The following is a 23227-nucleotide window of genomic DNA, read 5'->3' on the forward strand; positions in this document are numbered from 1 at the left end:
TGGCTGAATTATTGCTATAGTTTAGCGCTTTCAAATAATCTGTACTTAAGGGGATTGCTGTGAAAAAGGAACAAAAAGTAAATACATCTTCTCTTAGCCTGCTTTCAATTGCTGGGCTTGAGCCTTATAAAGAGGCACAAGGCGAGGAGTACATGAACCCTAAGCAATTAAAACATTTTAAACTTATTTTAGAAGCTTGGCTTGCTCAACTACAAGGTGAAATGGGTAAAACAGTTACCCACATGCAAGATGAAGCTGCGAACTTTCCAGATCCAGCTGACCGAGCAACGCAAGAAGAAGAATTCAGCCTTGAATTACGCGCTCGAGATAGAGAAAGAAGACTGATTAAAAAAATTGAAAAAACATTAAAGAAAATTGAATCAGACGACTTTGGTTATTGTGAATCTTGTGGCGTTGAAATTGGCATTCGTCGCTTAGAAGCAAGACCAACAGCAGATTTATGTATCGATTGTAAAACGCTTGCGGAACTTCGCGAAAAACAGATGGGCATGTAACGCCTGTTTCATCTATCATTCTCAAATTAGACCTATGCATTACATCGGTCGTTTTGCCCCTTCACCATCAGGACCATTACATTTTGGTTCATTGGTAACGGCGCTGGGAAGTTATCTCCAAGCTAAATCTTGCCTCGGTAAATGGCTGGTTCGTATTGAAGATATCGACCCACCACGAGAAGTCAAAGGGGCATCATCACTGATATTAAAAACTCTTGAAGCACTAAATTTATATTGGGATGATGCGGTTTTATACCAATCATCGTGCAGTGAACGTTACCAAGCTATTTTACAAACGCTAATCGATAATCAACAAGCCTATTATTGTGATTGTACTAGACAGCGAATTCAAAGTCTGACCCATGGTATTTATGATGGTTTTTGTCGTGAACGGCATTTATCTATTAAGAATAAACAGCAATTTGCCATTCGTTTAAAACAAAATCACCCTATTTTTCAATTTACAGATCAAATTCGTGGCCTACAAACCGTTGAAAAAGCTAGCGCACAAGAAGATTTTATTATTCATCGTAAAGATGGCTTATTTGCCTATAATTTAGTGGTGGTATTAGATGATCATCAGCAAGGCATTACTGAAATTGTGCGTGGAGCAGATTTATTACCGGTCACCGCTAAACAAATCTCACTGTATCAACTGTTCGGCTTTCCTGTGCCAAGCTACTGCCATTTACCGCTAGTACTCGATAACAACGGCAATAAACTATCAAAACAAAACCATGCCAACCCGATTGATTTAAACAATCTTAAAGCATTAACCGTTCAAGCTCTGCAATTTTTAGGGCAATGTGTGCCAAAAGATTGGCAAGATGCCACACAACAGCAACTTTTAGATTGGGCAATACAGCATTGGCAACTGATAAATGTACCAAAACAAAATATCCAATTATCCACCAATACAGGATAAATTAGGCGTAATACCGACATTATGAGCATGTAACAGATGTTTTTCTGGTTTGATCATTAGCGAAGAAAAGATTCTTGCGATTAATTGTTGCTTTTGCGCTGGACTTTGGAGCAAATCACGCAAATCAACGGCTGCATCACCAAACAAACAATAATGCAACTTACCTATTGATGATACACGTAATCGATTACAGTTTTTACAAAAATCTGTTGAATACGGCATAATCAGCCCAATTTTACCTTGATAGTCGCCATGGACATAAACTTTAGCTGGGCCTGATAGCGGATTTTTAGATTGCAATTGCCAACCCTGTGCAATTAGCTGTGTTTCAATCAAACTACCGGACTGGTGATAGCGATTAAACACATCAAGGCTTTCGCCCGTTTCCATCAGCTCAATAAAACGTAACTCTACTGGGCGACATTTAATCCATGACAAATAATCATCTAAATTATCATTCCTGTTTTTCATCAAAACGGTATTAATTTTGACTTTTTTTATACCCACTTCTAATGATCTGTCCACACATTGTATTAGTTCTGTAAGCTTATCTTGACCGGTAATTAATTTAAATAAATGCGGAGACAGACTATCAATACTAATATTGATCGCATTCAAACCGGCTTGATGCCAATTATGAATATTTTTTAATAAACGAGAACCATTGGTTGTAATGGCGAGTTCTTTTACACTTGGGTAAGCAGAGATCATCGACAAAATATCCATAAAATCACGACGCAAAGTGGGCTCGCCACCTGTTAACCGAATTTTACGCACACCAAGTTCAGTAAATGTTGCAACAACATTATTAATCTCACTGAGCGACAAAAATTTATGAGCCTTGTTGGGTCGATAACCATTGGGTAAACAGTACTGACACTGAAAATTACACAGCTCGGTAATCGACAAACGCAGATATTGAAATCGACGCTGATAATTATCAACTAATTGCATATATTTAAACACCTTATCCAAATCGGGAAGCATAGCCATTTCTGTGCTATACCGCGGCTAATCCACCATATGAATTGAAATATCACTTAGGCAAAAGAGCTTCAGAGTTTGATTCAGTCTAGCATAGGCTATATTTTTTGACTATGAGCAAATTGATTTTTATAAAGTATCTATTTATTGAACACTTAAAAACGGTAACGCTTTCCTAAAATAACACCGTCAAAACAACAGATCCCCCTATAAAAATAGATCATTTAAAGTTTCGATTTTATTTATTTTTTAATGTTTGGATTAACTTCAAACGCTTATTGGATGGTTTTTCATTTTGTTATTGGTAGATTTTGTTTTTCATTTTAGGAAAAAGCTTTTTGCTATCTATTTGCAAAAGCGGAAACTCGTACGCTCTGTCTCCTCAATACCCCGCCTAACACGCGGGGGGCTTGGTTCTTGATGCTTGGATGGATTGTCCTTTATTTGCATCATAAGCTCAAGCACATTCTAAGGATTAAGAACTAAGCATCAAATACTAAGGAGTGGTACAAAGTCCATAGTAATTAGTATTATTCGGCAAAGAACTATGGTTACCAATATAACCGCCGCCCATGAACACAGTGAACTGGTAGTCAGCTCCAGCAGTGTCACTTGTCCAGTAGAAGTGGTTCTCAAAGCCCGCGCGGGTGTAAATCCCCGTATCTCCCCACTCCGCGGAGAAACCAGCGCCTATTCGACGCTGGTAATGATTACCAGTTGAGTGTGGTGTGGCACTAATAGCCCCTCTGCAATGGGGACCTGAGCCAGAACCACGACAGGCTGAATTAGTCAGGTCCTTAACCTGTACCATACGATAACCCAAACTACTACACCAAGATAATTGATTTTGAAAAATATCGAATTTACGTCCACGGTTGACATACCACTTCTGTAACACAAATCCATATCTTACGATCTCCTCGCCACTGCTATTTTTACCCACTAACTCAAAGGTCTGCGGCAACTCTATTTCATGGACTATGCTACGGGGATGAGGATTGTTTATATGAGCTCTTGCATGTTGACCGTTTAGCGTAACGCGATATTCGGCATCTCCATCGCTATTAAATATTGGTCTTCTCGCCACGGTAACTGTGATCCCCCCCCTTCTAATTGGCGATTCCCATCTTAAGTCTCTTGCCTCTCCCATTATGATTAAATCAAAATATAATCCATCAGCGCCCGTAGTTGGGAAATTAAGCCCGTATGATGCGGGATTGGTTGATTGAACTAGGAATCCATAATGGGGATTCCATATGTCAGCAGGACCGGCGTACCCATCTGCACCATATTTAATAACTGGTCTTACGAATTTGATAACTTCTAATGGCGACGGTGGCAGTATTATGGCATCACTACGATTACCCGCTCGCCTATTATTAGCGGGTAATGCCTGCAAACTCCATGAATACGACAATAATAACAGCACCAACGCCAGCGAGACTTTTCGAGATAATTTCGATAATAATTTAAGTGATAACTTTGAAGATATAAACAAGGTTCGTGTAAAAACTCGTCTAATGGGATTATTGGGTAAATTTAAAACATAGGTTTGCCAGTGCCTAGTGCTTGGCGACTGATGCCTAATATAGTAGTGCATTACGATTCACCTGCCAAATAAATTTATATTTTACTTCGTTTTTTTCTGTTCATCTATTCATTAAATAAGCTACTCCCTTAAAACCGGCGAAATTATAACCGTTTAAAGGACTCTTGGCTAGTTTTTTTAAGTTTCTGTAAAGTTTTGTTAATGGTGCTTAAATTCAACTCTCGGTTGAAGTGAATTTCTAGAGGGTAGATTTATTTAATTAAAATATGTAGTTAGATTTTTGGCATTTTAGCTTTTTGGGGGAATAAATAGCAACATTGACAATGTCCAAGCTATGGAGGATCAGCAAATCCCCTTAGTAATCTCGCGCTTGGCTACAGAATGAGGCCTACTTATATTTAATCTTATCATCCTGATACTCGCATCTTCGCTTTGCTCAAATGTTCAAATTTGTTCTTGACAAAACATAAGCACGCCAAATTTCCTTATGTGGCGTGCTTAACCTCACCGAGGAGTCGGCGGGATTAATGGTTATATTGACTTTTTGAAGCTATAAAAATAGCGTATTTTTCTATAAAAACACGGAGATATCTGATTGAGATTATTACGATAATTTTAAGTAACTCAATCATTTTTTGAGTGTTTTTTATTATTGCGGTGGTTTTTAGATGCTTTTAGCTTTATTTTTTATGTTAAATGGATAGGCTTTTATTGCTATTGAGCAGCAAAAGCGCATTATCCGTTAATATAAACTGATTGGTTGCCCCCAAGCTGGGGCAATTTGTCTTTAATTACTTAACGTAAATTAAATACATATTATTCCATCTGTAGTTCAAGGATTAAGTGCTAAAAATTTAAGGATAGACACACATTCCGTACGCAGTTTCGTTAGAATTTCTAGTTTTAACCTGACCTCCAACCGCGGTAACAACAAGCTTTTTACCCTCTACTACATCGCTTGTCCAATATGCATTATCAGAAGGTAAACCTACTAAATCCATGTATTCTGTCATGTAACCCCACTCGCTAAGCAAGCCACCACCAATTCGTCGATGGTAATGGTTTCTAGCCGATGATGGTTTAGCGCCTTGGCAACTGCTGTGTAAACCTGTACAGTTTGCATTGGTGACATCTTTCACCTGCATAACCCTATAACCTAATGTCTTACACCAGTTTTCATGTGATGAGAATAAATTAAATCTATCTCCGCGATTGACAAACCACTTTTGTAATTCAAATCCATATTTAATCACTGATTTGCCACTGCTATCGTAACCGACTAATTCAAATTTCTGAGGTAAGTCTGGTTTGCTAATTGCGTTTCGATTTCCGTTCACCTTTGGACCGGTTAGTGTGATTCGCACACTGCTACCTGCCGAATTGGGTCGCATTTTGGCGGTTATACCTGCCTGAGTGATAGTTGGCCAAGTCAGTGGACCACTACCTTCTATGTATAAATCAAAGAATATACCATTAATACCCGTGGTCGGGAAGTTACCAGATGCGATAAAGCCTTTATCTGGATTCCACATACCGGCTGGACCTGCGAACTGATTTACGTCTAACCTTAGATCGCCCGCTTTAATGTAGCAAACTTTAGGAGTTAAGACTGGAGTGATAAAGTAACTTACTGAACTTTTGCCGAAAGTGCTGCTATTAGGCACGCCATACTGTGTCTTTAACATGCCACCAGTACTACTTAACACCACTTTATAAGGTGCTCCGCAAATATCTAAGACATGACTGCGACTAACTTTTTGGTTATATCTATCTGTGAAGCTAATGCTTAAGCTACCAGTTGCAGTTACACCATTTTCTCCCTGTCCATCACCATCATCATCACCCCAGAAGTTATAGGAGGAATTAATTAGTTCTTTTAATTCTATTGAGTCTTTTGATGCTGGTACAAACATGCCAACATTAGCTAAAGTTTCTTCTGCATTGGGTAAGACTATCGGTTTTTTCGCAGTTGAAGTATTATTTGCAGGCGTAATTGTTGTGCCATCAGATAACGTAATACTTAACAGATCTTCGGTCGTAGTGGCTTTAGTTTTACCGCCATCAAACGTTAAATAAGGTGCTGAACCTTGAATTATATTTGTTGTAACAGCCGATAACGCCTGTGTATTTAATGAATACGACAATAGCAATGACAAGGTAGATAAACAAGATAGTGAGCGTTTAGTTAATAGTAATCGTTGCTTTAGGGTAAAGCATAGCCACTTGTTAACTATTAACAAGTATTTACGACAATCTTGTGTGTATCTATTAAGTGAGTTGGGGGTACAAATAATGCCTGAAGAGTATTTAGAAATAGTTAAAGCATAATGTTGCCACATTTGATAAAAAGAATTGTACTGCATAACATCCTATACATCAAGTTTTTTCTTGATAAATCATTTTTTTATAGTCATTTTCCCATAAATTGGGGGTAATTAATTGTAAGGGCAGAAGTATAACGTTAAAAAAAAATTTAGCTACCCTTTTGTCTGCAAGTTTTACAAATACATTTATATAATGTACAAAAATTCATATGTAATAACAAAAATTAGTCAGTAAACCTATATCGAGTCGATTTATATTTTTTAATAATTGGGAACAAGCAAAAGAAGTAATCGAAAAAAAGGTTAACCATTTATACTGCTAAAATACGTTATCAAGCATCACATAACCTAAGGTTAATTGAATATAAAACAAAACTTTCTGGGAGGGGACTAATGATGGGAATTTACATGATAGACAAATAGAATGAAAATCATAATAATAAAAAGGACGCAAACCGCGTCCTTTTTATTATTATGATTTTTTTAAAACTAAAGCGTCTTTAACCAAGCTTTAACATCTTTACCTAAACTTTTGTGGCGCATTGCATATTGTACAAAAGTTTGTACATAACCGAGTTTATTACCACAGTCGTGGCTACGACCCTTGATACAATAAGCATCAACACTATCTTCTTCAAGTAGCATGGCAATTGCGTCGGTCAATTGAATTTCACCGCCAGCGCCTAATGGTGTTTTAGCAAGTAAAGGCCAGATTTTTTCAGATAATACATAACGACCAACAACTGATTGATTTGATGGGGCTTCGTCAATTGATGGCTTTTCAACAACGCTATACATTTGTGCTACATTACCTGCAGATAGCGTTTCACCACGGCAATCAACAATACCATAAGATGAAACTAATTCTTTTGGCACTGGCTCTACCATAATTTGGCTATGTTTGGTTTGGTGATAATTGTTGATCATTGCCGCTAAATTATCGCTGGTAAGGTCACTTTCGTATTCATCAATAATCACATCAGGTAAAACCACAGCAAAGGGTTCATCACCAACTAAAGGATATGCGCATAACACCGCATGACCAAGCCCTTTAGCCAAACCTTGGCGAACACTGGTTATTGTAACATGTTTAGGTAAAATACCTTGTACTTCTTGCAATAACTGACGTTTAACACGTGCCTCTAACATGGCTTCTAATTCAAAACTGGTGTCAAAATGGTTTTCTATTGAGTTTTTTGATGAGTGGGTTACAAAAATAATCTCTGTTATGCCAGCTGCAATACACTCTTTAACCACATATTGAATAAGTGGTTTGTCAACAACCGGAAGCATCTCTTTGGGAATTGCTTTAGTTGCAGGTAACATGCGCGTCCCCAAACCGGCAACAGGGATAACCGCTTTTTTGACTTTTCTACTTGCACAACTTTCTAAATTTGATGTCATTTTATTTCCTTAATACAATTAACTAACAGTGGAGCTATAGGTACCGTCACGACGGCGATCATTAACAAATGTATTTTTGACTCGCACTGACTTTAACATATAAGCAATCCAAATACAGGTATAAATGATTGCTATAACAATATCTTTTATAAGAGAAAACTTAAATTTAAATTCAAATGGTAACACGATAAAAAAATACCAACATCTTTGAATTAGCTTAAAAACAATAAAACTGCTACTAAATATAATAAAAAAATTAGGAAATTTATAACTTTTAGTAAAATATAAAAATATAATATAAGCGTTTAAAAGCAAAAATAAACAATTTAGACTTATGTCACCTAAAATAAATAGCCCTAAATGAATTGTTTGCATTTCCGAGTAGGGATCCAATAATTGTGTCCACACGCCGATAAAATTAATCACATTTAGTCTAGAAAAAATAACATATCCAATAAAAATAAAATAAAAAAATAATTCAATACCAACTAAAATTAGCCAACCGCCTAATCCTTTAAGTTCTTTTCCCTTGATCATTTTTGTGCCTGTTTAAGGATTGATAAATCATTAGATTCGATGAGTGAAGGATTATCCCTATCTTTGGCTAAAGAATCAATAGCGATATAAACGATTTGGCAATTTTGCAATACGGCTTGTCTTACTACGAATTTGGCTTTACGGTCACGCGCTTCTTTTTGAGCTTTACTGATATAAAGGTCATCGTATCCATCATCATATAAAGAAGCTCTTTCGAACAAATTTGGAGTTCGCCAAAATGTTTCTTTGGGATAATCTCGTACCAAAATTTGATCAGTTAATTTACCTTTTATTCCGGCATAATGACTTGGTAAATGTTTGCTTTCTCGGCTTTGGGCAATATAAACACGTTGATAATTTTGTGTATTTGAGGGGAGTTTTTTTAATAAGAATTCAAGACCTGATAGGTTTGAATACTGGCAATTTTCCAGCGTTAAAGGTGCAGTTCGATAGTTTAACGAACCGCACCCAATAAGTAAAAACAATGTAACTATAGACAAAATACGTAACATTTTTACTCTAAAAATAGTTAAAAAGCGAAAATATTGCTAGACATATATAACCTTAGTTACATTTTATCACTTACTTTTTCGGCGGTATGTGAAATGGCCTTTCCGCCAGATTCAACATCTTGACCAACACCTTTAACGGTGTTACATCCAACAACTAAAGTTGCCATTACTATACCTAATATTAACATTAACACTTTATGGAACATAAAATATACTCCTTTTAGTAACATGTTTATTTTAATGTAGCAAATGCTTCTGCCACACGATCGATATTATGGTGATTTAAACCCGCTACACACATCCTTCCGCTGCCCACCAAATAAACAGCAAAATTATCTTTCAATTGTGTAACTTGCTCTTTATTAAAACCGGTATAACTGAACATGCCTCGCTGTTTAACCAAATAATCAAAATTACGATCAGGTACAGCTTTTTTTAATAATTCAACCAGAGTTGATCGCATGGTTACAATGCGATTTCTCATTGATTCGACTTCTTTAAACCATTGCGCTTTAAGCTCTGGATGATTTAATACATAACTAACTAACTGCGCACCATAAGCTGATGGACTTGAATAATTCTGGCGAACGGTAGCTTGTAACTGCCCTAATACGCACCTAGCGGCTTGACTGTTATCGCATAAAACAGATAATCCGCCAACACGTTCACCATAGAGTGAAAATGTTTTCGAAAATGAGTTACTGACAAATCCACACAATCCGGTATCTGCCATTTTTCGAATCGCATAGGCATCATCATCAATACTTTCGCCAAAACCTTGATAAGCAATATCCATAAATGGAATAAGATCACGGGCCTTTAACACCTCGATCACTTTATCCCACTGCGTATGTGTTAAATCAGCACCGGTTGGGTTATGGCAGCAAGGATGAAGTAACACAATACTTTTAGCTGGTAATTGATTTAATGTTTCAAGCATTGCTTCAAATTTTACGCCACAAGTTTGCTCATCAAAATAGGGATATTTGTTTACCTTAAACCCAGCACCGCTAAAAATAGCGATATGATTTTCCCATGTTGGATTGCTGACCCATACTTCAGATTTTGGGAAATAGCGAAATAAAAAATCAGCTCCTATTTTAAGAGCACCTGAACCACCTAACGTTTGTATCGTTGCGATACGTTTATCTTTATAAGCCGAATGATCTTCACCAAATAATAGAGACTGAATTGATTGGCAATACGCTGGCAAACCACTCATTGGCAAATATAGCTGTGCACCTTGATTGAGATGATAAATATCATCACGAGCAGTTTTTATACATTGCAATTGGGGAACCACGCTGTTTTCATCATAATAATAACCAATACTTAAATTGGTTTTATTATCTCGGCTATCATTCATAAACTCAGCGACTAACGATAAAATGGGATCCCCTGCATACGATTCTACTTTTTCAAACATGTTCACAATCCAATTGGCACAAAAAACAACAATAAATATCTGTAGATTATTACACCAACTTTATTGGCAATCAATCATTAAATAACAGTTTAACAATAAATAATTAATTTGATTTTTGGTTAGAAAATATCTGTATTTTTGATAGTAAAAAGTAATAGATGAGATAACTAAAAATATAACGTGTTTTAACCCGCTTTTTATACTAAAACGTAGGGTTTCCTGAAACTTTTTGACAAAAATTAGCACCTTTTGGTGCTAATCAGATAAGCAATTTATTTAGCTGCAATAACTTCAATTTCGACTTTAGCATCTTTAGGAATTCGAGCAACTTGCACGCAAGAGCGAGCAGGGAAAGAGGCATTATTTTCAGTAAAAAATGCTTCGTATACCGCATTTACCGCAGCAAAATCATTCATATCAGCTAAAAAAATTGTTGTTTTTACAATATTACTGACTTGATAACCTGCCGCAGTGATAATCGCTTTAACATTGGCTAAACTTTGTTTGGCTTGTTCTTTCACACAACTTGGCATTTCACCTGTGGCGGGATCCAGTGGGATTTGTCCTGAGGCAAATAACATATTACCTAAATCGACCGCCTGAACATAAGGTCCAATAGCGGCTGGTGCTTTGTCAGTACTAATTACTTTTGCCATACTCGATGTTCTCCTTATTTATAATCTACCCTGCTTTTTTATAACTAAAAATGGTTAAGGTATTCGCTTCTTGTTTGTCCTCATTTCAACAGGATCGCAATTTGCTGTCAAGTCGGCGCAAAATTATGATCGTGGGACTTATTGAAATTTTCTGATATGATAATTACAATTTTTTATTTATTACGAGAGTTAATATGTTCGAGAATTTAACCGACCGTTTATCACAAACATTCCGCAATATTAGTGGTCGTGGACGACTATCTGAAGACAATATTAAAGATGCGTTGCGCGATGTGCGTATGGCATTACTCGAAGCTGATGTTGCCCTGCCAGTGGTTCGTGAATTTATTAATCAAGTTAAAGAAAAAGCCGTTGGATTAGACGTCAGCAAGAGCCTAACACCAGGTCAAGAATTTATCAAAATAGTTCAAGATGAACTTACAAGCGCAATGGGTGAAGTCAATAGTTCGCTCAATTTGGCAACCCAACCACCTGCTGTTATGTTAATGGCAGGGTTACAAGGTGCCGGTAAAACAACTAGCGTTGCTAAACTGGCTAAATTCCTAAAAGAAAAACAGAAAAAGAAAGTACTCGTGGTGTCTGCCGATGTTTATCGACCCGCTGCAATTAAACAGTTAGAAACACTGGCTAAAGCGATTGATGTTGAGTTCTTTCCATCTGATATTACTGAAAAACCGGTCAGTATTGTAAATAAAGCTATTTCTCATGCAAAATTGCAATTCTTTGATGTACTTATTGTCGATACTGCGGGTCGTTTGCATGTTGATAACAACATGATGGATGAAATCAAAGCGCTTCATCAAGCCATTAATCCAATTGAGACATTATTTGTGGTTGACGCCATGACTGGGCAAGATGCAGCCAATACGGCTAAAGCTTTCAATGATGCTTTACCACTTACCGGTGTAATTTTAACCAAAGTTGATGGTGATGCGCGTGGTGGTGCGGCGCTATCCATTCGTCATATTACCGGTAAGCCGATAAAATTCTTAGGGATGGGTGAAAAAACTGACGCTTTAGAGCCGTTTTATCCAGATCGTATTGCTTCGCGCATCTTAGGTATGGGTGATGTGCTATCTTTGATTGAAGAATTACAGCATAATGTCGATCGTGAAAAAGCAGAGAAAATCGCCAAAAAACTGAAAAAAGGTGATAAGTTCGATTTTAATGACTTTCAAGACCAACTCAAGCAGATGCGTAATATGGGCGGAATGGGTGCTCTGCTAGCTAAATTACCCGGTGTTGGTCAACTTCCTGATCATATCAAAGCGCAGATGGATGATAAAATCACCATCAAAATGGAAGCTATTATTGGCTCAATGACATTAAAAGAACGCGCTAATCCTGAAATCATTAAAGGTTCACGCAAACGTCGTATTGCAAACGGTTCTGGCACCCAAGTGCAAGATGTTAACAAACTCTTAAAACAGTTTGAAGATATGCAAAAGATGATGAAGAAAATGAAAGGCGGCGGCATGATGAAGATGATGCGTCAAATGAAAGGGTTAATGGGTGGCGGTATGGGATTTCCGCCTCGTTAAGTCATTACAAACACCTGTTTCAACGATAATGAGTGATAGCAAACTACCACTTTTTCACAAAAATATCGCGCTTATAAACAGCGCGATAATACTTGCCATTGACAAATTTAATTGCTTGGTTTAATCGATTTAACCTTTGTTGGCCTGCTCATTGTAAGTACTGTACCTATCGATGATATAATAATAAGCACAATGGCTATCCACTGATAGTCGGTTAATTGTTCATGCAAAACAATAAATCCAGAAAGTGCGGCAAAAACAGGTGACAAACTCATTAATGTACTAAATGTTTGCGCGGGTAATTTGGGAAGTGCAATCATATCCAAACCATAAGGAATGGCCGATGCTAATAACGAAACCAAAAAAATCAGTGGTAGCAATTCCAACGAAAACAGGGTACTGACTGTTTGCCAGATGCCGATAGGAAATAAAAAGCACGAAGCAATGCCCGACCCAATCGCTACACTTGCTGAGCCATAAATAGCACTCGCTTTGCGTCCAAATAAAATATAGCATGCCCAGCCACTTCCTGCTAATAAGGCAAATAAAATACTCTTTGGATCTAAATTACTTGACGCTTGAGTTAGTGGTAAAAGCATAGCTAGCCCTATAATTGCAATACCTAACCAAATAAAATCAAGCACTTTCCGTGAAGCGCACATCGCCACCATAATAGGCCCAGTCAGTTCAATGGCAACAGCAATACCAAGCGGAATTCTGGCGATTGCGTTATAAAACGCTAAATTCATACAACCAATTGAAATACCATATAAAAATATATATTTCAGTGCTTGTTTTGTCATTGCTTTGCGCCATGGTTTGAAGATTAACACTAACATAATTGCCGAAAAAAATAATCGCCAAGCTGTCATCCCCTCTGGTCCTAACACTGGAAATAGATATTTGGCTATAGACGCACTGCCTTGAACCGAAATCATCGAAATAAAAATTAACAAAACAGGCCAAGACCTTTTTAGCATAAATAATTACCTTAATTGAAGTTGTTGTATATAAAACTCATGACAAGAAGTTTCAGGAAACCATGCGTTTTAGTATAAAAAACGCATGGTTTTATTGATTTATTGGCTCATTAGTAAGTTAGTTTTCTCTTTTTACTGACAATAAGGCAAGATCTTGTAACGCTTGTTTATAAGGCGAATCAGGTAAAATGGCAATAACGTCAAATGCTTTTTGCGCTTCTTTTTGAGCGGTTTGTAACGTAAAATCTAGCGAACCACATTCGTCCATGATGTTTAAAATGCGGTCTAACAATTGTCGACCATTACCTTGCTCTATTGCTTGACGAATTAATGCTGCATCTTGGGCATTTTTAGTGTGGTGCATTGCATGTAAAAGTGGTAAAGTCGGTTTACCTTCATTTAGATCATCGCCTAAATTTTTACCTAATTTTTCATTACTATCGCCGCTATAATCCAGCAAATCATCGATGATTTGAAAGGCTGTACCTAAAAATTTGCCATATTCTTGTAAAGCGAGTTCTTGCTGCGCATTAGCTCCAGCTAGAACCGCAGCCGAATGCGAGGTTGCCTCAAATAAACGTGCTGTTTTGCGATAAATCACCTCTAAATATTGTTCTTTGGTGATATCAGGATCGTTACAATTAATTAACTGTTGCACTTCGCCTTCAGCAATCACATTGGTTGCCGCCGACATAATCGTCAATACTTTAAAAGATTCGGTACGCACCATCATTTGAAAAGAGCGCGTATATATATAATCGCCAACCAGTACGCTTGCGGCATTGCCAAAAAGTGCATTAGCGGTTGATTTGCCACGGCGTAAATCCGATTCATCAACAACATCATCATGCAATAAGGTCGCTGTATGAATAAATTCAATAAAAGCTGCGGTAATAATATGTTTATCGCCTTGGTAGTTGAGCGCTTTGGCGATTAACAACGCGATTACTGGACGTATGCGCTTTCCACCACTGCTAATGATGTAATTGCCTAACTGATTGATCAAAGCCACATCAGAACTGAGTTCTGCTTGTATTGCTTGATTCACTTTGATTAAATCTTCTTTAACAAGATCGAGTATTTGATTCATTGATGCAGTATTCATCAGCCTAACCATTATAAATAACAGATATTTACTTTCTATTATCTGATAAATATCATGATGCAACAAGGTGTCATCTATCATATTTCAAAAAACACTACAAATGATAAGCATTTTCATTTAGAATACTGACCTTAAGTTAAAAATGATTATTATTATGAAGATTAACTTTGATATAGACATCGATAATACCAAGGTCCCTTTGTGTCCGACGAAAAAACAACCCATAAATGCCTATGCATGTACATCGGTATCTATACTGTCACATCTTGTCTTATTTGCACTGATCTTTAGTTCCGCCTTGTTTGCTAAAAATATTGTTGTCGATGAAGGTGATAATTCAATTAAAGCTATTATGGTCGATATCTCGCAATTGGCTGCACCAAAGCAATCATTAGTAGAAAATACCCCCGAAATTCAAGGCGTGGAAAATAGCGAACGGATCGATAACAAACCAATCGAAGAAACTCCCGTTGAACCTGTTATTGAGCCTGAAGTTGTTAAAGAAGAACAGCCTGAACCTATTCTCGAAAAAATCCCCGATAACACCACTGTTGAGCCCAAAAAGGAAATTGTCGTCAAAAAAGAACCAAAACAAAAGAAAAAGCGCCCGCCTGCTCAAAAAGCATCACGTCAGCAAGTTAGACAAGAAGTGATTAGCGACAACGTTGCTAATACTGCTGTAGCACCGCAGATTTCAGATAATCATCAATATTCTGGTAATCCTTCGCCAATTCGGCGCAACCAACCCGAATACCCTCGCCGAGCACTGGATATGCGCTTAGAGGGTTATGTGGTCGCGCTATTTGATGTAAATAGTGATGGGCGAGTTGAAAATATTCGAATTATAGAAGCAAAGCCTAATAATATCTTTAATCGTTCCGTGATTAATGCCATGAAAACATGGAAATATAAGCCAATTGCGGCCAAAGACTTGAAAATAAAAATTATTTTTAACCGCGATAAATCAATTAGTTTGAACTAATAACAAGTGATATAGACAGCAATAAAAGAGCCATAACTTCTGTTTAAGAAATTACGGCAATAGCGTGACTAATGAGTAAGTGTGTTTGCCATCAATTGTTCAATTTGATGCGGATCTTTAGGCACATTACTGGTCAACACATCATTTCCTGTCTCAGTAATTAAAATATTATCTTCAATGCGAATACCAATGCCTTTATATTGTGCTGGTACATCTGCGTCTTGATTAATATAGAGTCCCGGTTCAACGGTTAATACCATTCCTGGCGCTAAAATACGATCTCGACCACTACCAACATCATGCACATCTATGCCTAGCCAGTGTCCTAAACCATGCATATAAAATGCGGTATAAGCTTTATTAGCAATTAACGTTTCCACATCACCATGCATAATGCCTAATTTAATTAAACCTGCTACCATCGTTCTGACCACATGATTATTCACTTCCATGATTGATGTACCGGGCTTAAATAATTGAATCGCTTGATATTGCGCTGCTAACACTATGTCATAAATCTCACGTTGAGCTTGGCTAAATTGGCCATTAACAGGGAAAGTACGAGTAATATCGCCTGCATAGTATTGGTATTCACACCCAGCATCAATTAAAACTAAATCTCCATCCTTCAGCTGCTCACTATTATTTTCATAATGTAAAATACAACCATTATTACCCCCACCAACAATAGTGTTATAAGATGGAAAACGTGCACCATGCCAAGCAAATTCGTGTAATATTTCAGCCTCTAGTTGGTATTCAAACATTAATGGTTTACACTTTTGCATTGCTCTAATATGGGCTTGTGCACTAATTTCACAAGCTTGGCGTAAAATTTTGATTTCAAAATCTGATTTAAACATACGCATTTCATGGACTATCGGTCGCCAATCAATCATGCTGTTGGGGGCAGAAAGATTCATTCGGCTACCTTGTCGTAAAATACGCATGGCACTATCAACAATTTTATCGGCATAGGCATACTGTTGATCGGCATGATAAATCGCCGTTTTGCCATTTAATAAATCGGGTAATATTGTATCTATCTCATCAAAGGAATGCGCCTTATCAACCCAAATTGCGCCTAATGCGGCTTGTTGACCTAAACGGTAACCTGTCCATGTTTCTGCAAGTGCATCTTTTTTACGATTAAATAATACATATCTAGGCGTATTATCATTTTGTTTTACCACAGCAAAAACCGCTTCTGGCTCGGCAAAAAGCGTAAAATACCAAAAATCGCTATTTTGCCGATATGGATAATGGGTGTCATTACTACGCGCGGCTTCAGGAGCAGCAAAAAAAAGTGCAATACTATTTGGCACCATTTGAGCTAATAATCTTTCTCGACGTGCCAAAAGTTCTGTTTTGATATCAGTGTTTATCATGGTAATGACCTTGAAAATGTATAATTATTAATGGATTGTTGGGATGATATCTGGTTCATTAAATTCATCAAAACATAGCATAGAAGTGATGCGAACATACTCTTTAATCTCTTCAAAAGCAAAACCAAGCTCTTGTTGATCTTCATTTTCATCATAACCCAGTGTAACAATTTGCCGTAGGTCATAAATCGCTTCGCCAACATCACCTTTGATATGATTAATTTTAGGTTGCACAAGGCCAATACCAAGTAAGAAATGATTTACCCAGCCAACCAAATCATCAAGCTGTGAATATAAATCTTTGTCACTAAGTAATAATTGAAAGCTAAAATCTTCATCAAAGAATTGTTGTTTGATATGTGTGTAAAGTTGACTAATTTTCTCATCTAATGATGCAGGCATTTTTTGACCATTATTTAACATATCTTCAACCAATGGACGCCAGCTTTCATCATAGTTACCGCCAGCTAATATACCCGACAAAAAACCATGCAACTCAGCTGCGGTAATACCGATTTTATTTTGGATTAGTTGACGATTAAATTCGTCGTAATTGATAATATTTGACATAAACTTCACCCTAATTTTATTACATCATGAAAAAATGCACCCTGCACTTTCTCTGATTATTAGTATATAATTCGTATTCAATTGTAAATAATAAACAGGTTACTGTGCTTTATAAAGGAATTATTTTGAACATTGTGGGATTAATCGTGAAATTGCCTTTGCAATTATTATTTCTTGCAGGATTATTATCATTAACCGCCTGTAGCTCATTGTTCTCGAATAAAGGCGTCATTATCCTTGATGTGCAAGATAAAATACACACCGATGTAACCAGTCAAAATTTACCTAAAACTTATAAATTAGGTAATAGTGAACAAGAATTACAGCGATTTGAAACTTTCTGTAGAGAAGAGATCCGCGCATCAAAGCTTGATGGCAGTGAAGAAATCGTTTTTGAAAACATTAAACATGGAATCCATGGACAGGTAGAATTTAAAAAGTGTAGCGATAAAGTCACCCGTATCTACCGATACTGACAAAATATAGCTATCTTTATCAATTAAAGCTAATGCGATTGACCTAATATAAAAGATATATGAAATCTTACTAGCCTTTCAGGCGGTTTTTATTTATATTGGTCGTTGAAATAAAAATATTTGGGAGTCAAATAATATGTACAAACAAGATGTAACCATTACTGCATCTAACGGTCTTCATACTCGCCCTGCTGCGCAATTTGTGAAAGAAGCCAAAAACTTTAATGCAGAAATCACCGTCACATCTAATGGAAAAAGTGCAAGCGCTAAAAGCCTATTTAAATTACAAACATTAGGTTTATCACAAGGCACAACCATTACCATTGCTGCCGAAGGTGAAGATGAAAAAGACGCAGTTGATCATTTAGTAAAATTAATTCCTGAATTGGAATAATAACTCCCGATTAGCTATGAAAGGTTTTAAAATTGAATAAGGATTAAATGTTATGGTCTCAGGTATACTTGTTTCCCCCGGTATCGCTTTTGCTAAAGCGCTATTATTAAAAGAAGAACCTATTGTTATTAGCAATAGACAAATTCTTGATAGCAAGATTGACGCTGAAATTGAGCGCTTTAAAGAAGCTCGAGAAAAATCAAGCGAACAATTACATGCGATTATGGAACGCGCAAAATCCACATTAGGCGAAGATAAAGCCGCCATTTTTGAAGGGCATATTATGCTTCTTGAAGATGAGGATCTTGAGCAAGAAGTGATTTCTCGTATTCAAAGTAAACATTCAAGCGCAGATGCCGCTGTTCAATCTGTTTTTGAAACTCAAGCTAAAGAACTAGAAAATTTAGATGATGAATATCTAAAAGAACGTGCTGCAGATATTCGTGATATCGGTAAACGATTACTCAAAAATATTTTAGGCATTGAAATTGTTGATTTGAGTGCCATTAGCCAACCATGTGTTTTAGTTGCAACCGACTTAACGCCGTCTGAAACAGCTCAGCTAAACTTAGATATGGTATTAGGTTTTATTACTGATGCAGGGGGTCGTACTTCACATACCTCTATCATGGCTCGTTCTTTAGAAATCCCAGCTATTGTTGGAACATCAAATGCAACTCAAGCAATCAAACAAGGTGATTTCGTTATTTTAGATGCGATCAATAATGCTATTTATATCAATCCAGATCACACAACTCAAGAAAAGTTAAAACAAGTTCAAACTAAATATATTAGTGATAAAGAAGAATTGGCTAAATTAAAAGATCTACCGGCTGTAACCCTTGATGGTCACCAAGTAGAAATTTGTGGCAACATTGGTACAGTGCGTGATATTGCGGGTGCTGAACGTAACGGTTATGAAGGTGTTGGTCTATACCGCACTGAATTCTTATTTATGGATCGCGAAGCTTATCCTGATGAAGAAGAGCAATTTAAAGCCTATAAAGAAGTAGCCGAATCAACCAATGGTTTATCGGTAATTGTCCGTACCATGGATATCGGCGGCGATAAAGATGTGCCATATATGCATTTACCAAAAGAAGAAAATCCATTCCTAGGCTGGCGTGCAATTCGTATCAGTTTAGATCGTAAAGAAGTTCTTCATGCACAATTACGCGCAATTTTACGCGCTTCAGCATTTGGTAAATTGCGTATTATGTTCCCAATGATTATTTCTGTGGAAGAAATCCGTATATTAAAATCTGAAATCAATATTCTTAAAGAACAATTAAATGCCGAAGGCAAAGCGTTTGATAAAAATATTGAAATTGGTGTAATGATTGAAACGCCAGCAGCGGCTGTGATTGCACATCACTTAGCCAAAGAAGTTGATTTCTTTAGTATCGGAACCAATGACTTAACACAATATACGCTGGCTGTTGATCGTGGTAACGAGCTGATCTCTCACCTTTATAACCCTCTTTCACCTTCAGTATTAACACTGATTAAAAAAGTGATCGATGCCTCTCATAAAGAAGGTAAATGGACAGGGATGTGTGGTGAGCTTGCTGGTGATGAAAGAGCGACAATCTTATTACTTGGTATGGGACTTGATGAGTTTAGTATGAGTGCTGTATCTATTCCTAAAATTAAGAAATTAATTCGTAATACGAATTATGAAGAGGCAAAGAAATTTGCTGATGCTGCGCTAGAAAAAGCAACTGCTAAAGAAATTATTGATTTAATTGAAAATTACACTGCTGAAAAGCAAATTTGTTAGGAGACAATGATGGGTCTATTCGATAAAATTAAACAATTTGTATCCGATGATAGTAAAAATAGCATCGAGATTATTGCTCCTTTAAGTGGCGAAATTGTCAAAATCGAAGATGTACCAGATGTGGTTTTTGCTGAAAAAATCGTTGGTGATGGAGTAGCAATTAAACCTTCTGGCAATAAAATTGTTGCACCATTAAGTGGTAAAATTGGTAAAATCTTCGAAACCAATCATGCTTTTGCTTTAGAATCAGATGAAGGCATTGAACTTTTTGTTCACTTTGGTATTGATACTGTGGAACTAAAAGGTGAAGGTTTTACGAGAATTGCCGAAGAAGGCCAACAAGTTAAAGCAGGCGATACCATTATTGAAATTGACCTACCACTACTTGAAAGTAAAGCAAAATCCGTATTAACACCTGTGGTTATTTCTAATATGGAAACAATTGTGGAACTCACCAAACTATCAGGTACAGTAGAAGCAGGTAAAACACCAATAATGCGAATTAAAAAGTAATAAATATTGCTTATAAAAAAACCTTCAGCTTAAGCTGAAGGTTTTTTGTTTTATACTTACATACAGGTATTTTCTAAAACATCTTAACGCCATTTTTTGTATTGATTAATTAAGTTATTTGTAGATTTATCATGTGAATTTACTGGTTTATCATCTGCCAATTCAGGTAAAATCCGACCGGCTAATTGCTTACCTAGTTCAACTCCCCATTGATCAAAACTAAAGATATTTAAAATAATCCCCTGAGTAAAGATCTTATGTTCATACATGGCAACTAACGCACCAAGGCTATAAGGGGTGATTTTTTTCACTAATATTGAATTAGTTGGCTTATTGCCATCAAAGACTTTAAATGGTACCACGGACTTCACTTCGTCAAGGTTTTTACCAGCGGCAATAAATTCTTGTTCAACTTGCTCTTTTGTTTTACCAAAAGCTAAAGCTTCGGTTTGTGCAAAAAAGTTAGATAACAATTTAGGATGATGATCACCAACTGGATTATGACTAATAGCTGGTGCAATAAAATCACAAGGAATAAGTTTAGTACCTTGGTGAATTAATTGATAAAACGCATGTTGACCATTGGTTCCCGGTTCACCCCAAATAATTGGACCGGTAGTATAAGGTGTTTTATTGCCACTTCGATCCACACTCTTACCATTTGACTCCATATTACCTTGTTGAAAATAAGCCGCAAAACGGTGCATATACTGATCATAAGGCAAAATCGCTTCGGTTTCTGCACCACAAAAATTGTTGTACCAAATACCAATTAACGCAAGTAAAGTTGGGATATTTTTATCAATTGGCGCACTTTGGAAGTGTTTATCCATAGCATGGCCACCGGCTAAAAATTGTTTGAAATTATCAAAACCGATTGATAACACTATTGATAAACCAATTGCTGACCACGATGAATAACGTCCACCGACCCAATCCCAAAATTCAAACATATTGGCGGTATCAATACCAAACTTTTCAACTTCCTTTGCATTAGTTGATAGTGCAATAAAGTGCAAAGCAACCGCTTTATCGTCTTTTGCCGCATCAAGTAACCATGATCGTGCCGTTTGTGCATTAGTCATGGTTTCTTGTGTAGTAAAGGTTTTAGATGCCACTAAAAATAAAGTGGTTTCAGGATTTAAACCTTTAAGTGCTTCAACAATATGTGTACCATCAACATTAGAAACAAAATGCATATTTAAATGGTTTTTATAAGGACGTAGCGCTTCGGTGATCATATGAGGCCCCAGATCTGAACCGCCAATGCCAATATTAACAACATCAGTAATCGCTTTACCTGTATAACCTTTCCATTCGCCACTAATGATTTTGTTACTGAATGATTCCATCTTAGCTAAGACAGCATTAACATCATCCATCACATTCTTACCATCAACATAAATTGGGGTATTTGATACATTACGTAATGCAACATGTAATACTGCCCGATTTTCTGTGCGATTAATTTTTTCACCACTATACATAGCATTAATCGCACCAGTTAAATCGCATTCATCAGCAAGTTTATACAGCAATTCTAGGGTTTCTTGTGTTACTCTGTTTTTTGATAAATCAACCAAAAACTCATCGTCAAAAGGAATACTCAGTTTTTCAACTCGGTTAGGCTCCTCTTTTAAAAGTTGAGCAATGGTTTTATCTTTATTTGTTTGGTAACTAGCTTGAAGGGATTTCCAAGAATGGGTAGTAGTTGGATCAATTGACTTTAGCATAATTTATTCCTTAAATAATATTACATTATACCCATAATATAACTATGCCTAGCATGATGCAAGATAAGGATCTTTTCGATAAAAATAAGTTTAATCGAGAATAATAGATATTATTTTCTTTTTTGATGGAATAACATGAATTAAGAGCGTTAAAAATAAGATATCGGATACTTACAGTATCATGTTTTAAGGTTAGTTATTGATTTAAATATAAAAATTATATTTAAGATTTTAGATATTCAAGACGATTATCAATAATACGCTTATTATTCACTATCTCAAATGACACTAAAATCCCTGCAAAAGTAATGCCAAGGACAATTAATTGTTCATCCACTTCATAATAGTAACGCATATGATCTTCATAGATATGATCTTTAAAAATATAGTTATGATTAAACATATCAGTTAAAACAAACGGACATCCTAATTTAAAATCAAAACCCAGAAAATTTAGAATTTGATTGGCTTTATCGAGTAGGAAAGTATTATCCATAACGTCAGAATCAATGGATAAAACCTCAATCTTATCGTCAATATAAAAAAATATAATGTGATAACCACAAATATTAGCCGTTCCGGGTATCTCAGCATATGAAAAATCTTCTTTGATATAATATTCATTTGGATCTAAAAAATGATTGATATCGAGCGCGCTAAGCTTATTTTTATTATACATATGCAAATCCTAAATTTTGTACATTTGCCCGTTAAAATTTGACGTTGATCTTATCCCCATATTCTATAATAAACTTGTACTTTGTGGGTTTCTATTTAGATTTTGTTTCCATATAAAAGGTTATCTAATCACTTCATCAATGAGTAAAATTGTAGCAAGAAATGTGACCGCAAAAAGATACAACATTATTGAAATAGTTTATTTTTAGGAATGATTTGCATTGCTTACCGTAA

23 protein-coding genes and 1 riboswitch are annotated in these 23227 nt (G+C 36.3%); of the genes, 8 read left to right on the plus strand and 15 right to left on the minus strand.

The annotated features are described in order from the left end of the window. The first annotated feature begins 59 nt into the window (after positions 1-59). On the plus strand, positions 60-515 hold the full coding sequence (dksA, locus tag ACYIAM_RS06270; RefSeq protein ID WP_065586606.1) for an RNA polymerase-binding protein DksA: 456 nt from the start codon (positions 60-62) through the stop codon (positions 513-515). 34 nt (positions 516-549) lie between these two features. Continuing rightward, complete coding sequence (gluQRS, locus tag ACYIAM_RS06275; RefSeq protein WP_483747651.1) at positions 550-1440, plus strand: tRNA glutamyl-Q(34) synthetase GluQRS; 891 nt, start codon at positions 550-552, stop codon at positions 1438-1440. Here gluQRS and moaA read toward each other — a convergent pair. From moaA to ACYIAM_RS06320, 9 genes are all read right to left on the minus strand, one after another. After that, positions 1420-2394: a GTP 3',8-cyclase MoaA gene (gene moaA, locus ACYIAM_RS06280; RefSeq protein WP_483747652.1), complete on the minus strand. Its 975-nt coding sequence runs from the start codon at positions 2392-2394 to the stop codon at positions 1420-1422. The two genes, gluQRS and moaA, sit on opposite strands and share 21 nt — an antisense overlap. After that, positions 2388-2513: riboswitch (molybdenum cofactor riboswitch) on the minus strand. Its footprint overlaps the gene before it by 7 nt. Before the next feature lie 407 nt (positions 2514-2920). Next, positions 2921-4024: a hypothetical protein gene (locus ACYIAM_RS06285; protein ID WP_483747653.1), complete on the minus strand. Its 1104-nt coding sequence runs from the start codon at positions 4022-4024 to the stop codon at positions 2921-2923. Positions 4025-4827: 803 nt separating this feature from the next. After that, on the minus strand, positions 4828-6336 hold the full coding sequence (locus ACYIAM_RS06290) for a hypothetical protein (protein ID WP_483747654.1): 1509 nt from the start codon (positions 6334-6336) through the stop codon (positions 4828-4830). A gap of 450 nt (positions 6337-6786) precedes the next feature. Next, positions 6787-7701: a UTP--glucose-1-phosphate uridylyltransferase GalU gene (gene galU, locus ACYIAM_RS06295; protein WP_483747655.1), complete on the minus strand. Its 915-nt coding sequence runs from the start codon at positions 7699-7701 to the stop codon at positions 6787-6789. An 18-nt stretch (positions 7702-7719) separates the two neighbouring features. Next, complete coding sequence (locus ACYIAM_RS06300; RefSeq protein ID WP_483747656.1) at positions 7720-8238, minus strand: DUF2569 domain-containing protein; 519 nt, start codon at positions 8236-8238, stop codon at positions 7720-7722. After that, on the minus strand, positions 8235-8750 hold the full coding sequence (locus ACYIAM_RS06305; protein WP_483747657.1) for a hypothetical protein: 516 nt from the start codon (positions 8748-8750) through the stop codon (positions 8235-8237). Before ACYIAM_RS06305 ends, ACYIAM_RS06300 begins: the two co-directional genes overlap by 4 nt. Before the next feature lie 56 nt (positions 8751-8806). Continuing rightward, complete coding sequence (locus ACYIAM_RS06310; protein WP_202984995.1) at positions 8807-8938, minus strand: entericidin A/B family lipoprotein; 132 nt, start codon at positions 8936-8938, stop codon at positions 8807-8809. A gap of 44 nt (positions 8939-8982) precedes the next feature. Then, complete coding sequence (locus ACYIAM_RS06315; protein WP_483747658.1) at positions 8983-10176, minus strand: amino acid aminotransferase; 1194 nt, start codon at positions 10174-10176, stop codon at positions 8983-8985. 272 nt (positions 10177-10448) lie between these two features. After that, positions 10449-10832: a RidA family protein gene (locus ACYIAM_RS06320; RefSeq protein WP_174797529.1), complete on the minus strand. Its 384-nt coding sequence runs from the start codon at positions 10830-10832 to the stop codon at positions 10449-10451. Positions 10833-11026: 194 nt separating this feature from the next. Between ACYIAM_RS06320 and ffh the strand changes: the two genes are divergently transcribed. Beyond that, entirely contained in the window at positions 11027-12394 is a 1368-nt protein-coding gene (gene ffh, locus ACYIAM_RS06325) for a signal recognition particle protein (RefSeq protein ID WP_483747659.1), read from the plus strand. A gap of 107 nt (positions 12395-12501) precedes the next feature. Here the strand turns inward: ffh and ACYIAM_RS06330 are convergent, their stop codons facing one another. Together ACYIAM_RS06330 and ispB are read right to left on the minus strand one after the other, a co-directional pair. After that, a complete protein-coding gene (locus ACYIAM_RS06330; protein ID WP_483747660.1) occupies positions 12502-13374 on the minus strand; it encodes an EamA family transporter in 873 nt (290 codons plus the stop codon). A gap of 118 nt (positions 13375-13492) precedes the next feature. Further along, positions 13493-14479 carry an octaprenyl diphosphate synthase gene (gene ispB, locus ACYIAM_RS06335; protein WP_174797532.1) on the minus strand — a complete coding sequence of 329 codons (987 nt, stop codon included), beginning with the start codon at positions 14477-14479 and terminating at the stop codon, positions 13493-13495. A gap of 154 nt (positions 14480-14633) precedes the next feature. Here ispB and ACYIAM_RS06340 point away from each other — a divergent pair, with 154 nt between their 5' ends. Beyond that, on the plus strand, positions 14634-15461 hold the full coding sequence (locus tag ACYIAM_RS06340) for a TonB family protein (protein WP_483747661.1): 828 nt from the start codon (positions 14634-14636) through the stop codon (positions 15459-15461). A gap of 68 nt (positions 15462-15529) precedes the next feature. Here the strand turns inward: ACYIAM_RS06340 and pepP are convergent, their stop codons facing one another. Both pepP and ACYIAM_RS06350 read right to left on the minus strand, forming a co-directional pair. Further along, positions 15530-16846 (minus strand): Xaa-Pro aminopeptidase, encoded by a 1317-nt coding sequence (pepP, locus tag ACYIAM_RS06345; protein ID WP_483747670.1) that lies wholly within the window; start codon positions 16844-16846, stop codon positions 15530-15532. A 30-nt stretch (positions 16847-16876) separates the two neighbouring features. Beyond that, on the minus strand, positions 16877-17419 hold the full coding sequence (locus ACYIAM_RS06350; RefSeq protein ID WP_160430423.1) for a UPF0149 family protein: 543 nt from the start codon (positions 17417-17419) through the stop codon (positions 16877-16879). A gap of 125 nt (positions 17420-17544) precedes the next feature. Between ACYIAM_RS06350 and ACYIAM_RS06355 the strand changes: the two genes are divergently transcribed. The 4 genes from ACYIAM_RS06355 (at position 17545) to crr (ending at position 20582) form a co-directional block, all read left to right on the plus strand. Then, positions 17545-17895 carry a hypothetical protein gene (locus ACYIAM_RS06355; RefSeq protein WP_483747662.1) on the plus strand — a complete coding sequence of 117 codons (351 nt, stop codon included), beginning with the start codon at positions 17545-17547 and terminating at the stop codon, positions 17893-17895. A gap of 136 nt (positions 17896-18031) precedes the next feature. Continuing rightward, on the plus strand, positions 18032-18289 hold the full coding sequence (gene ptsH / locus ACYIAM_RS06360; protein ID WP_160430425.1) for a phosphocarrier protein Hpr: 258 nt from the start codon (positions 18032-18034) through the stop codon (positions 18287-18289). Between the two features lie 52 nt (positions 18290-18341). Beyond that, entirely contained in the window at positions 18342-20069 is a 1728-nt protein-coding gene (gene ptsI, locus ACYIAM_RS06365) for a phosphoenolpyruvate-protein phosphotransferase PtsI (RefSeq protein WP_174797536.1), read from the plus strand. Positions 20070-20078: 9 nt separating this feature from the next. Next, positions 20079-20582 carry a PTS glucose transporter subunit IIA gene (crr, locus tag ACYIAM_RS06370; protein ID WP_483747671.1) on the plus strand — a complete coding sequence of 168 codons (504 nt, stop codon included), beginning with the start codon at positions 20079-20081 and terminating at the stop codon, positions 20580-20582. Between the two features lie 83 nt (positions 20583-20665). Here the strand turns inward: crr and pgi are convergent, their stop codons facing one another. After that, positions 20666-22315: a glucose-6-phosphate isomerase gene (gene pgi / locus ACYIAM_RS06375; protein ID WP_483747663.1), complete on the minus strand. Its 1650-nt coding sequence runs from the start codon at positions 22313-22315 to the stop codon at positions 20666-20668. 223 nt (positions 22316-22538) lie between these two features. Further along, positions 22539-22994, minus strand: coding sequence for a hypothetical protein (locus ACYIAM_RS06380; protein WP_160430428.1), 456 nt, complete (start codon positions 22992-22994; stop codon positions 22539-22541). Positions 22995-23227 lie beyond the last annotated feature (233 nt).

This window comes from Gilliamella sp. X-60, assembly GCF_057063585.1.

Coding starts and splice junctions, on each gene's coding strand:
- gluQRS (WP_483747651.1), top strand. CDS start 550: ATGCATTACATCGGTCGTTTTGCCCCTTCACCATCAGGACCATTACAT.
- moaA (WP_483747652.1), bottom strand. CDS start 2,394: ATGCAATTAGTTGATAATTATCAGCGTCGATTTCAATATCTGCGTTTG.
- ACYIAM_RS06285 (WP_483747653.1), bottom strand. CDS start 4,024: ATGCACTACTATATTAGGCATCAGTCGCCAAGCACTAGGCACTGGCAA.
- ACYIAM_RS06290 (WP_483747654.1), bottom strand. CDS start 6,336: ATGCAGTACAATTCTTTTTATCAAATGTGGCAACATTATGCTTTAACT.
- galU (WP_483747655.1), bottom strand. CDS start 7,701: ATGACATCAAATTTAGAAAGTTGTGCAAGTAGAAAAGTCAAAAAAGCG.
- ACYIAM_RS06300 (WP_483747656.1), bottom strand. CDS start 8,238: ATGATCAAGGGAAAAGAACTTAAAGGATTAGGCGGTTGGCTAATTTTA.
- ACYIAM_RS06305 (WP_483747657.1), bottom strand. CDS start 8,750: ATGTTACGTATTTTGTCTATAGTTACATTGTTTTTACTTATTGGGTGC.
- ACYIAM_RS06310 (WP_202984995.1), bottom strand. CDS start 8,938: ATGTTAATATTAGGTATAGTAATGGCAACTTTAGTTGTTGGATGTAAC.
- ACYIAM_RS06315 (WP_483747658.1), bottom strand. CDS start 10,176: ATGTTTGAAAAAGTAGAATCGTATGCAGGGGATCCCATTTTATCGTTA.
- ACYIAM_RS06320 (WP_174797529.1), bottom strand. CDS start 10,832: ATGGCAAAAGTAATTAGTACTGACAAAGCACCAGCCGCTATTGGACCT.
- ffh (WP_483747659.1), top strand. CDS start 11,027: ATGTTCGAGAATTTAACCGACCGTTTATCACAAACATTCCGCAATATT.
- ACYIAM_RS06330 (WP_483747660.1), bottom strand. CDS start 13,374: ATGCTAAAAAGGTCTTGGCCTGTTTTGTTAATTTTTATTTCGATGATT.
- ispB (WP_174797532.1), bottom strand. CDS start 14,479: ATGAATACTGCATCAATGAATCAAATACTCGATCTTGTTAAAGAAGAT.
- ACYIAM_RS06340 (WP_483747661.1), top strand. CDS start 14,634: ATGAAGATTAACTTTGATATAGACATCGATAATACCAAGGTCCCTTTG.
- ACYIAM_RS06350 (WP_160430423.1), bottom strand. CDS start 17,419: ATGTCAAATATTATCAATTACGACGAATTTAATCGTCAACTAATCCAA.
- ptsH (WP_160430425.1), top strand. CDS start 18,032: ATGTACAAACAAGATGTAACCATTACTGCATCTAACGGTCTTCATACT.
- ptsI (WP_174797536.1), top strand. CDS start 18,342: ATGGTCTCAGGTATACTTGTTTCCCCCGGTATCGCTTTTGCTAAAGCG.
- crr (WP_483747671.1), top strand. CDS start 20,079: ATGGGTCTATTCGATAAAATTAAACAATTTGTATCCGATGATAGTAAA.
- pgi (WP_483747663.1), bottom strand. CDS start 22,315: ATGCTAAAGTCAATTGATCCAACTACTACCCATTCTTGGAAATCCCTT.
- ACYIAM_RS06380 (WP_160430428.1), bottom strand. CDS start 22,994: ATGTATAATAAAAATAAGCTTAGCGCGCTCGATATCAATCATTTTTTA.